A 14,327-nucleotide genomic window follows, 5' to 3' on the forward strand; every position below is an offset into this window, starting at 1 on the left:
GGAGAGCAGATCATGGGACGTCGCATTCTTGTCACCGGCGCCACCGGAACCGTCGGAGGTGCGCTGATGCGCGAGCTGTCGCAGGACGCGCCCGAGGGCCGGATCGAACTGCTCGGCGCAGCCCGCAGCGACCGGGCAGCCCTGAAACTGCTGGAACGGGACCAGAGCCCGGTCGAATTCGACTTCGACCGTCCCGAAACCCTCCTGCCCGCCCTTGAGGGCGTCGACGCGGTGTTCCTGTCAACGGGCTACAGCGTCGACATGATCGTCCATTCCAAGCGCCTGCTTGATGCTGCCAAAACAGCCGGCGTCCGGCACATCGTCCATCTCGGCGCGCTGGCACCGGACGACACCACGCATGCGCATTTCGCCTGGCACCAGGTGATCGAGCGGACGATCGAGGCGATGGGGTTCGACTGGACGCATCTGCGGCCGAATTTCTTCATGGACACGGTCTGGAACGGATTCATGCATCGGCCCGACCGGCTGGTGCACTTTATCGGCGACAGAAAGGTCTCGTGGATTTCGTCCGACGACATGGCGGCCGTTGCTGCCCAGGCACTCAGATCCCCTTCAGATCATTCAGGCCAGACCTATTGTCTGGCCACGGAGGCCTTGAGCTTTCCCGACCTCGCAAACTTGCTGTCGGAAGTGACCGGAGCGCCGGCACAATACCGTCCGCGGCCCGCAGCCGATCTTCTGCCGCTGCTTCTGAAACAGGGCATGGAGCCCGCCTATGCGGCAGGACTGGCCGAGGGTGTTGCAGCGTTAGAAGCCGCACCGCAGCCGCTGGCCGATGCGGTGTTTGACGATGTTGCCCGCATCACCGGACGTGCGCCGGTGACCTGGCGCGATTTCGCCGCCAGGCGGCTGGGTTCACTTCCCGCGCGCAGCTGATACGGCGGAACCCAGGCTACAGGGTCCGCCCGATCAGTTCCTTCATGATCTCGTTGGTGCCGGCATAGATCCGCTGGACCCGTGCATCGGCATAGGCGCGGGTGATCGGGTATTCCCACATGAAACCGTAGCCGCCATGCAGCTGCAGCAACTCGTCGAGCACCTTGCCCTGCATCTCGCTGGTCCAGAGCTTGACCATCGCCGCCGTGGTGGCGTCGAGCTTGTTCTCGAGCACCAGCTCGAGGCAACGGTCGAGAAAGATGCGGCCGACCTGGATCTCGGTCTTCATTTCGGCCAGCTTGAAGCGCGAATTCTGGAAATCGATGATCGACTTGCCGAAGGCCTTGCGGTCGCGGGTGTATTCGATGGTCCATTCCAGCGCCGCCTCGCAGCACGACACCGCCTGGATGCCGACATGCATCCGCTCCCATGCCAGCTCCTGCATCATATAGGCAAAACCCTTGCCCTCCTCGCCGATCAGATTGGTTGCCGGCACGCGCACTTCGTTGAAAAACAGCTCCGAGGTATCCTGCGCCTTGGTGCCGAGCTTCTCGAGCCGCCTGCCACGTTCAAACCCCGGACGGTCCGCTTCCACCGCAATCAGGCTGATGCCGCGTGCGCCTTCCGACCGGTCGGTCTTGCAGGCCACCAGAAACATGTCGGCGGTCTGGCCATTGGTGATGAAGGTCTTCTGGCCCGAGATTACATAGTCGTCGCCGTCGCGCACGGCCGTGGTCTTGATCGCCTGCAGATCCGAGCCGCCGCCCGGTTCGGTCATGGCAATGCCGGCGATGCATTCGCCGCTGGTCATCTTCGGCAACCAGGCGAGCTTCTGCTCGGAGGTACCGTAATGGTGAATATAGGGCGCGACGATATCGGAATGGAGCGCAAAGCCGAGGCCGGACAGGTTGAGCCGGTACTGTTCCTCCATGAGGATGATCGAATAGCGCCGGTCGGCGCCGACGCCGCCCCATTCCTCCGGAATCGCAGCGCAGAGAAATCCGAGTTCGCCGGCCTTGGTCCAGGCCCAGCGCGGCACCTGGCCGTCCTTTTCCCATTGCGGGTGATGGGGGGCCAGCTCGCGCTCGAAAAACCGCCGGACCGACTCCCGGAACATGTCGTGCTCTTCAGAAAATAGGGTCCGCTCCACCATGCTGCTCTCCATCGGCTCTGTCTGTGCAATCCATATTGCTCGGCCGCATCCTACAGCAACCGCACGGCAGGTGTAAGTTTTTTCTAACGCTCGTTTGATTTTATTCGACGCGAGGTGGTTTCGCCACTAGACTGCCGGCTATAACCACCTGCGTTCGCACTATTTGGGAGACAAGCCAGTGATCATCGAAAAGCGTACCTATACCCTGCATCCGGGCAAGACCCAGGAATTCCTGGCGCTCTATGAGGCGGAAGGCCTGGCCCTGCATACCAAGCATCTCAACATGCTCGGCTATTTCATATCCGATATCGGCCCGCTCAATCAGGTCATCACCATGTGGGGCTACAAGGACATGGCCGAGCGCGAGGAACTGCGCGCCAGGCTATACGCCGAACCGGAATGGATCGCATTCGGCCCCAAGACCACCGGCTTCATCCAGAAAATGGAATCCATGATCATGAAGCCGACCGGTTTCTCCCCGATCCGGTAACACCGCCAACGGAACCAGACCCGTCGCCTGACGGATCTGGTCGTATCCCTGTCAGGCGATGATGCTGCGCTGTCGCAGATCTGCGATCTCGTCCTTTGACAAGCCCGCGGCTTCCAGCACGCCGGAGGTGTTTTCGCCGGTCAGCGGCGCCCGATGCTGCACGCCGCCGGGGGTCAGTGTCATGCGCACCGGGGTCGAGGCGATGGTCACCGGTTTTGACGATCCCGGATGCTCGACATCGACCAGCATCTGCCGTGCAGCCATATGCGGATCGGCGAAAATATCTTCCGCCGTGTTGACCGGTCCGAACGGCACCTTGCCGTCAAGCGCCAGTGCAATCTCGGCCTTGGTTCTGGCGCTGGTCCAGCCCTCCACCAGCGCAATCGTCTCGGCCGAATGGACAAGGCGCGCATTGTTGGTGGCGAATTTCGGATCGTCGCCCAGCTCGGGCCGCCCCATGATGGCGGTGAGCTCCTTCCAGAAGGAATCGCGCGGACAGCCCACCGTGACCTGGCCATCCGCTGCCGTAAACGTGCCGAACGGACACAGGATCGGGTGCTGATTGCCCTCCGGAACCGGCGACCGGCCGGTGTAGGATTGCTGGTAGATGATGCGTTCGCACATGGCGACAATGCCGTCATACATGGCGACATCGACGAACTGGCCCTGCCCGGTCTTCTCGGCATGGCGCAGCGCCGCCATGATGCCGAAGGCGGTGAGAGCCGCTGGGAAAATATCGCCCACCCCGGGACCGATCTTCATCGGTGTCTGCGCGTCGGGGCCGGTCACGCCCATGGCGCCGCCCATGGCCTGGGCCACCACGTCAAAGGCGGGCCGGTCGACATAGGGGCTCGCGCCGGTGCGCGGATCGCCAAAGCCGCGGATCGCCGCATAGACCAGCTTCGGGTTATCCGCCGCCAGCGTTTCATAGCCGATGCCGAGACGGTCCATCACGCCGGCGCGAAAATTCTCCGCCACCACGTCGGCATCACGCGCCAGCCGCCGGAACAATTTCTTGCCTTCCTCGCTCTTGAGATCGATGGCGATGCTTTTCTTGTTGCGGTTGGTGCTCTGGAAATAGCCGCCATAATGATGCTCCGCATCATCGGCGCGAAACGGCCCGAAGGCGCGGGTCGGATCTCCGTTGATCGGCTCGATCTTGATGACATCCGCCCCCTGGTCCGCCAGCAGCATGGTGCAATAGGGACCGGCCAGCATCTGAGTCAGGTCGATGACCTTCAATCCGGCAAGCGCGCCATGGCTCTCGCTCATCTCAAAGCGCCTTTTCGAATTCGGGCAATGCCTCGAACAGGTCGGCGACCAGTCCGTAGTCGGCGACCTGGAAGATCGGGGCTTCCTCGTCCTTGTTGATGGCGACGATGACCTTGGAATCCTTCATGCCGGCCAGGTGCTGGATGGCGCCGGAAATCCCGCAGGCAATGTAGAGATCGGGGGCCACCACCTTGCCGGTCTGCCCGACCTGCCAGTCATTGGGTGCATAGCCTGCATCGACAGCCGCACGCGAGGCGCCGACCGCAGCACCGAGCTTGTCGGCCACCGGCAGGATGACGCTCTGGAACTTTTCCGACGAACCAAGTGCACGGCCACCGGAGATGATGATCTTGGCCGAGGTCAGTTCCGGACGATCGCTTTCGGCAATCGCATCCTTGACGAAGGACGACAGACCCGGATCGCCGGCCGAGGCTGTGGTCTCGACCGTAGCCGAGCCGCCTTCGCCGGCTGCCGAGAAGGACGCCGTGCGAACCGTGATGACCCGCTTGGCATCGGTCGATTTCACCGTCTGCAGCGCATTGCCGGCATAGATCGGACGCTTGAAGGTGTCAGGCGCGATCACTTCGATGATGTCGGAGATCTGCATGACATCGAGAAGCGCCGCAATGCGCGGCATGACGTTCTTGCCGGATGTGGTGGCAGGCGCCATCAGCGTGTCGTAGCCATCTGCAAGCGAGACGGCGAGCGCTGCCAGCGGTTCGGCCAGCCGGTTGGCATATTCGTCGCCTTCGGCGTGCAGCACCTTGGTGACACCGTCGAGCACGGCGGCCGCATCGGCGGCTGGTTTGGCGTCCTTGCCGGCAACCAGGACATGGATGTCGCCGCCGATCTGGGTGGCGGCGCTGACGGCCTTGGCGGTCTGGTCGGACAGCGAGACGTGGTCGTGTTCGGCAATAATGAGAATGGTCATGGTAGGATCTTCCTTTCCCGCGCTTACAGCACGCCTGCTTCGTTCTTGAGCTTGTCGACGAGTTCGGCCACCGAGCCGACCTTGACGCCGGCCTTGCGGCCGCCCGGCTCCTCGGTCTTGATGACTTCGAGCCGCGGCGCGATGTCGACGCCGTAATCGGCAACACTCTTCTTGTCGAGCGGCTTCTTCTTGGCCTTCATGATGTTGGGCAGTGAAGCGTAGCGCGGCTCGTTGAGGCGCAGATCGGTGGTGACGATGGCCGGCAGCTTGACCGAAATGGTCTGCAACCCGCCATCGACCTCGCGGGTGACGTCGGCAGAGCCGTCGCCGATCTCGACCTTGGAAGCGAATGTGGCCTGGCTCCAGCCGAGCAGTGCCGAGAGCATCTGGCCGGTCTGGTTGGCGTCGTCATCGATCGCCTGCTTGCCCAGGATCACCAGGTCCGGATTTTCCTCGCCGACGATGCCCTTGAGGATCTTGGCAACAGCGAGCGGCTCGACGATGCCGTCGGCCTCGACCAGGATCGCCCGGTCGGCGCCCATGGCGAGAGCCGTGCGCAAGGTTTCCTCGGCCTTGGCCGGCCCGATCGACACGGCGATGACTTCGGTGGCCTTGCCGGCTTCGCGCAGACGCAGGGCTTCCTCGATGGCGATTTCATCAAAGGGGTTCATCGACATCTTCACATTGGCAAGATCGACGCCGCTGCCATCGGATTTGACCCGGATCTTGACGTTGTAGTCGACGACGCGCTTGACCGGCACGAGAATTTTCATCGGATTGCCTTTCCGTAAAATGGATGACCAACGCCACGCAGGACGCTACCGGCGGCGTTGGCAAGGATGCGTGAACAGCTCAGGACGCCGGCCGCTCGACCCGCTCGGTGATCGGCTTGTAGATCCAGACCATTCTCTGGTCTGACAGCGCCGGTGACAGCTTCATCGCGTCGGTACCGCTTGCCGCGGCAAGCGCGCCGAGCGTCTCGGAAATATCGTCGATCTCGATTTCGTAGACCGCCATGTATTTCCATTCCAGCGGACCCTTGCGATGCTGGACATCGTTGAGACAGAACCGCTGCGCTGCCACCATTCCCGGAAGCTTGAGCACATCATCAAGATGCTCATTCGTGTACCAGTCGTTGAACTCGTCATCCCGCCCGTCAATCGGGTTGGTGAGCGCAATCAGATTGTATTTTCCCATGTCATCCTCCGTTGGAGCGGTGCAGGCACCGGCCATTGCCTTAATTTTCTAACAATTGTTCGATTTGAGAGCAAGCGGAATTTGAACCGCGGCATTCTCGCCCGCGCCGGGCGGCGGTCTTCGAGGGGATTATCGCCGTCAGCACGGGACACAGGAAGCTGGCATTGACCGCGCAGACCGCGATCACGAACCCTCAGGGACCGACAGGCGCCGAAACAGCCGGATCGGCTTCGGCGGGCCTGGCGCGGGCGATCGGGCTGAATTCTTCGGGCGTGATGGTTTCGTTTTCCAGCAACATCCGCGCGCCTGCTGTCAGGTCGGACATGTGGGCGGTCAGGATTGCCTTGGCCTGCTGATAGGCATCGTCGATCAACTGGCGCACGGCGAGATCGACCTCGCGGGCGGTCGCTTCAGAATAATCCTTCGCCGTCACTCCGAAGGCGTTCTGATCCAGAAACTTGCCCTGCTTGTCTTCCAGAACGGCCTGGCCGACCGCAGATGTCATTCCGAAGCGTGTCACGCATTCCCGCGCAATATCGGTGGCCTTGGCCAGGTCGTCGGATGCGCCGGTGGAGATCTCCTCAAACACCAGATCCTCGGCGGCGCGGCCCGCCATCAACACCACCATGCGGTCCTTCAATTCGGAGAAGGTGATCAGGAACCGGTCTTCGGTGGGACGCTGCATCGTGTAGCCCAGCGCGCCGATCGAACGCGGAATGATCGACACCTTGTGCACCGGATCGGCATGGGCAACATTTGCAGCGGCCAGCGCATGACCCATTTCGTGATGGGCGACACGCGTGCGCTCCGCCGTGCCCAGCACCCGCGACTTGCGTTCGACACCGGCCACGATGCGCTCCACCGCGGCGGTAAAATCGGCCATGGTCACTTTGTCGCCGTCACGCCGGGTGGCGACAATGGCCGCTTCATTGACCAGATTGGCGAGATCCGCGCCGGTAAACCCGGTCGTGATCGCCGCGACCTGGTCCAGATCGACATCGTCCGACAGATTGACGCTTTTCACATGAACCTTGAGGATGGCGGCGCGGCCCTTGCGTTCCGGCCGGTCGACGACGATCTGGCGATCAAACCTGCCGGCCCGCAGCAGTGCTGCGTCGAGCACCTCCGGGCGGTTGGTGGCCGCCAGCAGAACGATGCCGACCCTCGGATCGAAACCGTCGAGTTCCGACAGCAACTGGTTCAGGGTCTGCTCTTTTTCGTCTCCGCCGCCGTAGCCCGACATGCCCGAGCGGGCGCGGCCAAGCGCATCCAGCTCGTCGATGAAGATGATGCAGGGCGAAGCCTTGCGGGCCTGCTCGAACAGATCGCGCACCCGCGCAGCACCGACGCCGACAAACATCTCGACGAATTCCGAGCCCGAGATCGAGAAGAACGGCACGCCCGCCTCGCCCGCAACGGCACGCGCGAGCAGCGTCTTGCCGGTACCGGGCGGACCAACCAGCAGGATCCCTTTCGGAATATGCGCGCCGAGACGGCCATATTTGTCCTTGTCCTTGAGGAAGGACACAATTTCCTGCAACTCGCCCTTGGCTTCATCAACGCCGGCGACATCATCGAAGGTGACACCGGTCTTGGTTTCAAGATAGACCTTCGCCTTGGATTTGCCGATGTTGACCAGGCCGCCCATTCCGTTTCCGCCGCCGGTCATGCGGCGCATGAACAGCATCCAGATCCCGAAGAACAGCAGGACCGGAGCGACCCAGGAAATCAGGTTCGTGAGCCAGTTCTGATCGGTGCCGCCGGTAAAGACGACGTCCTTCTGCTCCAGCGTGTCGGCAAGCTCCGGATCGACCCGGTAGGCGACAAAATATTCCTTGCCGTCGGTCGCCTGCTTGAACCGGCCTTGCACCATCGTCTCGGTCACGGTCAGTTCAGCAATATCGCCATTGTCGAGATAGGTCAGGAACTCGCTATATTGCAGGGTCTCGACACTGCGCGATCCAATCCAGACCTGCAGGCTCATCCACAGCAGCGCTGCGATGATCCAGAATGTCCAGTTGAACTGCCTTTGTTTCTGCTTTTCCATGATCACAACTTTATGGAGTTCCCGGCTGGACAGGATTCACCATGCCCGGGCGCTTGGGTAAAATCGGCAGAATTTTGGCAAGACGATATGGGAGCGTGTCCCCCAGACCTGAAGCACCTTTCTGCCGCAGCGTGACCCTACCCGCTGATCTCCCGCCCGAAATTGACCTCCATCAATTCGCCTGTCATCTCCCTGAAATTTCTGCCCGGCCTGCCACCGGATATCCCGCAGAAACGGAACACCACCGGTCTGCGTCCTCGCAACAGCACGGCCACCCTGTCCCTTGCTTCAAAGGCAATGAGCGCCCTGTTGTGACGCCCATGATGGTCAGGATAAAATTTCCGCGGATCGGCACCGTTCTGCAACGCGGTTTCCGGAACACGCTGCGGGACTATCCGGGCAAGCTGCACAACATCACTGGCCGTTTCCGCCGATCAGCCGCCGCAGCGAAGACAGCGTCGCCGACGAAGTCTGTTCGATCATCGTGCATCGGGTGAGCAGCGCGGCGTGACTTTCGGTTTGGCTTGCCGTCTCGATGTCGCGAAGCAGCCGCTCAAGCGCAAGCGCGCCGAGAAAGGAAGCCGTGCCGAGCAGGCGATGGGCAATCTCGGCGGCAGCGCGTCTTTCGCCGGCGGCAACGCTGGCCGCGAAGCCCTTCATGCCGGTTTCCAGTTCGCGCGCGAACACATCGATCCGTTCGCTCAGGCTTTCCGGCGGCAGGATCTCCATCAGTTCTCCGAGGATTTCCGTGTCGACAAGGTCGTCTTCTACTGCATCGAGCGGTCCGCTCTGGCCAACCGGCGCCATCGCTCCCGCATCTCGGCCGGACAGGAACAGCTGCAGCACCTGGACAAGGTTCGAACGGCGTAGCGGTTTGACCATGCAATCATCAAACCCGGCAGCCGCATGAACCGCCTTGTCAGTGAACGCCGTGTGCGCGGTAAGCCCGACAATCGGCGTGGTGCAGGACTGTCCCGAGGAATTGCGGATCGCCGCACAGGCCTCGGTTCCGTCCATGCCGGGCATGCTCACATCCATCAGGATCAGATCGAACCTGTGCTCGGCGGCCAGCCTGACGCCGTCCTCGCCATTGGCAACTTCGCTGACCCTGCAGCCTTCTGTTGCCAACATGCGGCTGACAATCAGCCTGTTGGTTTCGTTGTCCTCGATGACCAGAACATCAAACTCCCGTCCAGCCATGACAGGGGCAAGCCCCTTCTCGTTCGCGACCACTGGACGCTCGGCCTCTGCCTTGATGCCGAGCGGCAGATCCACGGTAAAGCGGCTTCCTTTTCCGGGCGAACTGCTGAGCTTTATGCTTCCCCCCATCGCTTCGGCTACACGGCGGGTAATGCCGAGCCCCAGGCCGGTCCCCATCACGGACCGCTTGAAGGAAGGGTCCAGTGTTACAAAGTCGTCAAAGATATTGGCCTGGTCCTCATGGGCGATGCCGATGCCGCTATCGGTGACACAAAGCTGGATATGCGCCTGCGTTTGCGATCGCTGCACCTCGACAGCGCTGACCACGATGGCGCCCGCATCGCAAAACTTGACGGCATTGCCGACAAGATTGAGCACGATCTGGCGAATGCGCACAGGATCGCCAGCGAGGCGAAGATCGCTGCGCAGGTCGAAATCGGTCTGGATCGAGGTGCCTTTGCCCGCGGCTTCCGGGAGATTGAGATCGACCACCTCCTGAACCAGCGCCCGCAGATCAAGCTCCTCCTCGGTAAAGTGCAGCGTGCCGGCCTCGATCCGGGCAATGTCCAGCACGTCATTGACATGGCGCAACAATGTTTCACCCGATTTTTCCGCCAGATTGATCAATTGCCTCTGATCGGGCGAGAGTTCGCTGTCCTGGAGGATCTGCATGATCCCCATCACCCCGTTGAGAGGCGTACGCATCTCGTGGCTCATGACCGTGAGGAAGTCCGATTTGGCCTTGTCGGCGGCAAGTGCCTTGTCCCGGGCGGCAATGATGGCGTTACCGGCTTCAATACGGTGTGAGATGTCCCGGATATAGGCAATATGTATGGTTCCCGCACCGCCAGCGGCGGTTCCCACGGAAATCTCGATCGGAAAATTTGTGTCATCGGCCTTGGTTCCGCGCGCCTCCAGACGTGCGGTCTCGTCCTCGGCGCGCAACAGGCCGATGACGGCTGAGCGTTCCTCGTCCGTGAGGTCATCGGCCATCAGGAGCTCCATGAACCGGCTCCCGATCGCCTGCTCCCGGGTAACGCCGAACACGCGCACAGCAGCCGGATTGTACTCGACGATCTGCAGGTTTTCGTCGGTGACAATGATCGGATCCAGCGAAGCATCAATGGTATGTTTGAGCCTGTCATTGGCCAGGACAATTTCATCAGACTTGCGGACCGATATTCGGTACTGCCGGAACAAGAGGTAAAATGACGCGGCCAGAGCGGCGATGAGGATCACCCCCGCGACCGCAGTCTGGACAATCAGCAGGGAAAACGCCTTCCTGCTGACGTCCGATTGTTCGGCAAAGCGATTGACCCCCTCCAGGGAGATCTCGCGCACCAGAGGCTGCAGACCTCGGAAATCTTCCAGCATGGCAGGCAGGCTGGCGAGCAGTTCCGTGTCATTCCCGTCGATGGCGGGAATGGTGTCGTCGAGCTTTGTCATGATCGCCGTGACGCGCCCGCGAATTCCGCTGTCGACGGGCAAGGACCGGAAGAATTTGCCGTTGGCCAGGGTATCAACCCGGCTGTAGAGAGTGTCGAATCTCCGCCGAAGGCCTGGCAAGGCGTCCTTGCCGGTCCTGCCGGCCTTGTCGCCTTCGACGACAAAGACCAGCAAATCGACTTCAAGCTGCGAGAGGGTCCAGTGAAGATTGTCGCGCGGAGAACTTTCGAGCAGCTTGAGTTCGCTGCGTACCTGCAAGGCAAAATAGGACAAAAGCAGCAGGATCACTGCCGCTCCGGCAGTCAGCGACCGGAATCCGAGATTTCTGATCCAGGCCGGCGTTCGAATTTCAGTTGCGGTCTCTGCCCCACGCGCAAACGACATTTATGGCTGCACCTCGACCGCGTTCAATTGCCAGATGCTGCGGGAATAGACAGTCTCGGACCGGTATTTGCCATTCGCATCGTAGGGATAGACAATCCACAACGGCCCTTTTTCCCGTACCGACATTTCCTTGCCATCGATCTCATAGGCAATGATCGGCCCGCCATCCACGGCATCGGTGAAGGGTATCTCGACGGCGTAATCATTGATGGCAGTTGCCTTGAGCGTGGATCCGTCCGCGTCTACGGCCTCGATCAGGTCACTCAGTTGCACACCGGTGAACTGCCGGACGCCTTCCGTCCAGATCGTGCTGGTGGAGAAAGTTGTGGCCGGGAGAGCCTTCAGCATCTCCATGTCGAACGCGGCCGTCCCGTCTGCATTGCCAGTCCCGATGTCGCCGCTTACGGTCAAGACAGGCTCGCCGCCGGGCGACTTCATTTCCGTCGAGCCGGCATTTGTTATGGCTGTGAATGCCGCCAGCGCCGCACCAATCGAAAGGGCCGTCAATCTGTTCATGGCATGAGACTCCATCTTGCTTGCGCGCAGTACGCGTGCTGCACCATATCGCGTAGTCTTCAGCATAGCTGTTCCGCCGGTCTGTGCACGGGCGCATTGGAGCAAGAACTACCCTTTCGTATAGGCATTGCTGGTAAATTAACAAAGTCACCCTATAACTCCGACATTGAGCGGAGCAGATCGCATGCGGATTTTGATTGCCGATGACCATGACCTTGTACGGGAAATGGTGGGGGAAGTTCTCGAACGTGAGGCCCAATACAGCGTCGCGCATGCCTCCAGCATTGATGACGTGATTGCCATCCTGGCCAAGTCGGATCCATTCGACCTGATCCTGCTCGATTACCAGATGCCGGGAATGAATGAACTCGCCGGACTTTCAAGGGTTCTGCGCACCGTGCCCGCAACACCCGTGGCGCTTCTGTCAGGTGTGGCCAACCGGACGATCGCCCAAAAGGCGCTTGATGCCGGCGCCAGGGGGTTTGTACCCAAAACCATGAAAGCCCGGTCGCTTGTCAACGCTGTCCGCTTCATGCTGGCCGGCGAAACGTTCCTTCCCGCCGATTTCATGACCGCGACCGATGAGCTGCCGGAGACCGCCAGGGCGCTGGGACTGACCCGGCGTGAGCTCGAGGTGCTGGGCGGGCTTTGTGACGGACTGTCCAACAAGGAAATCGGCATCCGGCTCGACCTTCAGGAGGTCACCGTCAAGCTGCATGTCAAGACGCTGACCCGGAAGCTCAATGCCAGGAACCGCACCCACGCCGCCATGCTGGCGCGCGACATGTCGCTACTCGACGGCTGAATCCGGCCCCCTGCCCTGCGAAGGCGGGCCGCAGGCGTGCTGTAAAAGATGTAGCGCCTATACAAAAGGTTAGCCCAACCGGCTCCCTTGTCCTGAACATCTCTCCGAAAGAAATTGCACTAGGCTTGCTGGCTACAAACTAGACCTTTGCGCGCTGCCATTTCATCTGTGAACCAGCTTTAACACCTTCATCGAGATCGCGGAACGGCCCCCGGCCTGCTTCCGGCAACGATGAGGGAAATGAAATGTTGCAGTCTTATTCGACAGCCTGTCCGGCTGGCGGCACCGGCAAGTTTAACGGGCCAGACAGCCCGGCGAAGCTTGGCCGCCTTGCCAGGCCTCTGATGATGATCGCCGCCTTGGCGCCGGCCCTGGCCGGGTGTCAGACCGCCTACTCCGCTTCGTCGCATGTGACGCCGCTGCACGGCTCTCCGGTCCACACCAACAACACGCCCTATACGGCATGTCTGACCCGCATGGCGGCGACCAAAACAAAAAAGAGGCCATCGCTGACAGTCGGGCACATCAGCGACAAGACCGGCCAGAAGGACTACGCCAAGTACCAGGACAGCTCGGAACTGACGCAAGGCGTGTCGGAGATGGTCATCAGCGCCTTCTTCAAGACGCGACAGGTCACCCTGACCGAACGTCTCGACATTCGCGTGCCGCTCGCCGAGCAGCAGCTGGTTCAGTCAAAGGCCATTTCGTCCCGCGTCAGCCGGATGAATGTTGTACCGGCCAATTTCGTCGTGCTCGGAGCGCTGACGGAACTCAATTACAACATCTCGAGCGGTGGTGCCCGCTTGTTCGTCGCCGGCTCGGGTGCCGGCGTCAGAAAGGCCGTCATCAATGTCGGCTTGGATCTTCGGCTCGTTGATGTCCGAAGCTTCCGCACACTCTACGTCACCAGCCTTCAGAAGCAGGTCATCGGCTACGAAGTCGAAGCCGGAATCTATCGCTTCTTTGGCGACCAACTCATCGAATTCGACGCCGGCGCAGTCAAGAACGAGCCTCTGCAGCTTGGCGTTCGATCGGTCGTGGAACTGGCAACCTACCAGATCCTCACCGAAGGCCTCGGTTTTCCAGCAGTCAAGGACAAGCACTGCGAACCGGGAATGGACACTCATGAAACGGCTCAATCCAAGGAGAAGAAGAATGACGCGTGAACTTTGCAAGACACTGGCCGCCGGCTGCGGCGCAATCGCCATCATGGCAACCATGGGTACTGCTGCGCAGGCCTTCGATGAAGTCAACTGGATCTGGAATGCAGATGTCGTCACCACTGTCGAGACATCGACGACGGTGACCACAGAACTGGAACCGACCGGCCTTAACCAAGCCGAAAATGAACAGGAGATGCGTGGCACCATTTCCTCGGGCAGCACCATCGATGAATTCGGTTCCCTGCCGGATCTCGCAGTGCTCGATCCGGTGGTCCCGTCCGACACGACGATGATCGAGAGCGACGCACAGTCGATGGGCAACAGCGCCAGCATCAATTCGGCGGTCCAGATCAACTATGATTCCAGCCAGATCTTCGCGGGCCTGGATCCCGACACCGCCGGTTCCGTCAACGCCGATTCCTCTGTGACCAACGTCACCAATGCCATGGTCGACACCTCTGCCATGGCGGTTGCCAACAGCCTGACCGTCAATCTGGATTATGTCACCACCGATGACGCGATCGCCATCGGCAACAATGTCCAGTCGACCCTGGCCGATGTCTCGGCAATGTCCTCGGCGGAAACCGTCAGCATCACCGGCCTGTCACTGCTCAGCGGCAGCGAAAGCCAGTCGGTCAAATCAGCAGCCACCGCGGTCGGAAACAATTTCAGTGTCGATGTCCAGCAGGCTGAAGGCCCGGTCGTTGACCCGGTCGTGCCGCTTCTGCCCTGAGCCCATTCCGGTCCGGGCGCCCCCGGACCGGCCGAGAGGCGGGGCCGCCTCCACCCCCTCGCAGCCCCGCCTCTCCCCTTTTCCAACGACACA

Annotated in this window: 13 protein-coding genes; 5 read left to right on the forward strand and 8 right to left on the reverse strand. The window is 61.0% G+C overall.

The annotated features are described in order from the left end of the window. Positions 1-12 precede the first annotated feature (12 nt). Complete coding sequence (locus OEG82_RS22895; protein ID WP_267614667.1) at positions 13-897, forward strand: NmrA family NAD(P)-binding protein; 885 nt, start codon at positions 13-15, stop codon at positions 895-897. Positions 898-913: 16 nt separating this feature from the next. Here OEG82_RS22895 and OEG82_RS22900 read toward each other — a convergent pair whose 3' ends face one another. After that, positions 914-2,050: an acyl-CoA dehydrogenase family protein gene (locus OEG82_RS22900; RefSeq protein WP_267614669.1), complete on the reverse strand. Its 1,137-nt coding sequence runs from the start codon at positions 2,048-2,050 to the stop codon at positions 914-916. Between the two features lie 178 nt (positions 2,051-2,228). Here OEG82_RS22900 and OEG82_RS22905 point away from each other — a divergent pair, with 178 nt between their 5' ends. Next, a complete protein-coding gene (locus OEG82_RS22905; protein WP_267614670.1) occupies positions 2,229-2,540 on the forward strand; it encodes an NIPSNAP family protein in 312 nt (103 codons plus the stop codon). Positions 2,541-2,591: 51 nt separating this feature from the next. On the opposite strand, the gene OEG82_RS22910 is transcribed toward OEG82_RS22905, so the two are convergent. From OEG82_RS22910 to OEG82_RS22940, 7 genes are all read right to left on the reverse strand, one after another. Then, positions 2,592-3,812, reverse strand: a complete 1,221-nt coding sequence (locus tag OEG82_RS22910; protein ID WP_267614672.1) for a CaiB/BaiF CoA transferase family protein — start codon at positions 3,810-3,812, stop codon at positions 2,592-2,594. Between the two features lies 1 nt (position 3,813). Then, the gene (locus OEG82_RS22915) at positions 3,814-4,743 is read right to left on the reverse strand and encodes an electron transfer flavoprotein subunit alpha/FixB family protein (protein WP_267614673.1); all 930 of its coding nucleotides are present in this window, start codon (positions 4,741-4,743) and stop codon (positions 3,814-3,816) included. Between the two features lie 23 nt (positions 4,744-4,766). Beyond that, positions 4,767-5,516 carry an electron transfer flavoprotein subunit beta/FixA family protein gene (locus OEG82_RS22920; RefSeq protein WP_267614674.1) on the reverse strand — a complete coding sequence of 250 codons (750 nt, stop codon included), beginning with the start codon at positions 5,514-5,516 and terminating at the stop codon, positions 4,767-4,769. 79 nt (positions 5,517-5,595) lie between these two features. Continuing rightward, positions 5,596-5,940, reverse strand: a complete 345-nt coding sequence (locus OEG82_RS22925; protein WP_267614675.1) for a DUF4286 family protein — start codon at positions 5,938-5,940, stop codon at positions 5,596-5,598. 193 nt (positions 5,941-6,133) lie between these two features. Beyond that, the gene (gene ftsH / locus OEG82_RS22930) at positions 6,134-7,987 is read right to left on the reverse strand and encodes an ATP-dependent zinc metalloprotease FtsH (protein ID WP_267614676.1); all 1,854 of its coding nucleotides are present in this window, start codon (positions 7,985-7,987) and stop codon (positions 6,134-6,136) included. Positions 7,988-8,401: 414 nt separating this feature from the next. Then, the gene (locus OEG82_RS22935) at positions 8,402-10,921 is read right to left on the reverse strand and encodes a hybrid sensor histidine kinase/response regulator (RefSeq protein WP_267614677.1); all 2,520 of its coding nucleotides are present in this window, start codon (positions 10,919-10,921) and stop codon (positions 8,402-8,404) included. Between the two features lie 96 nt (positions 10,922-11,017). Further along, a complete protein-coding gene (locus tag OEG82_RS22940; RefSeq protein ID WP_267614678.1) occupies positions 11,018-11,599 on the reverse strand; it encodes a putative pterin-binding protein in 582 nt (193 codons plus the stop codon). Between the two features lie 118 nt (positions 11,600-11,717). Here OEG82_RS22940 and OEG82_RS22945 point away from each other — a divergent pair, with 118 nt between their 5' ends. From OEG82_RS22945 to OEG82_RS22955, 3 genes are all read left to right on the forward strand, one after another. After that, positions 11,718-12,338 (forward strand): response regulator, encoded by a 621-nt coding sequence (locus OEG82_RS22945; protein ID WP_267614679.1) that lies wholly within the window; start codon positions 11,718-11,720, stop codon positions 12,336-12,338. A gap of 245 nt (positions 12,339-12,583) precedes the next feature. Beyond that, the gene (locus tag OEG82_RS22950; RefSeq protein WP_267614680.1) at positions 12,584-13,504 is read left to right on the forward strand and encodes a CsgG/HfaB family protein; all 921 of its coding nucleotides are present in this window, start codon (positions 12,584-12,586) and stop codon (positions 13,502-13,504) included. After that, the gene (locus OEG82_RS22955; RefSeq protein WP_267614681.1) at positions 13,494-14,234 is read left to right on the forward strand and encodes a hypothetical protein; all 741 of its coding nucleotides are present in this window, start codon (positions 13,494-13,496) and stop codon (positions 14,232-14,234) included. The genes OEG82_RS22950 and OEG82_RS22955 overlap by 11 nt, the downstream gene beginning before the upstream one ends. Positions 14,235-14,327: the final 93 nt, after the last annotated feature.

This window comes from Hoeflea ulvae (genome assembly GCF_026619435.1).
GTDB classification, from domain to species: domain Bacteria; phylum Pseudomonadota; class Alphaproteobacteria; order Rhizobiales; family Rhizobiaceae; genus Hoeflea; species Hoeflea ulvae.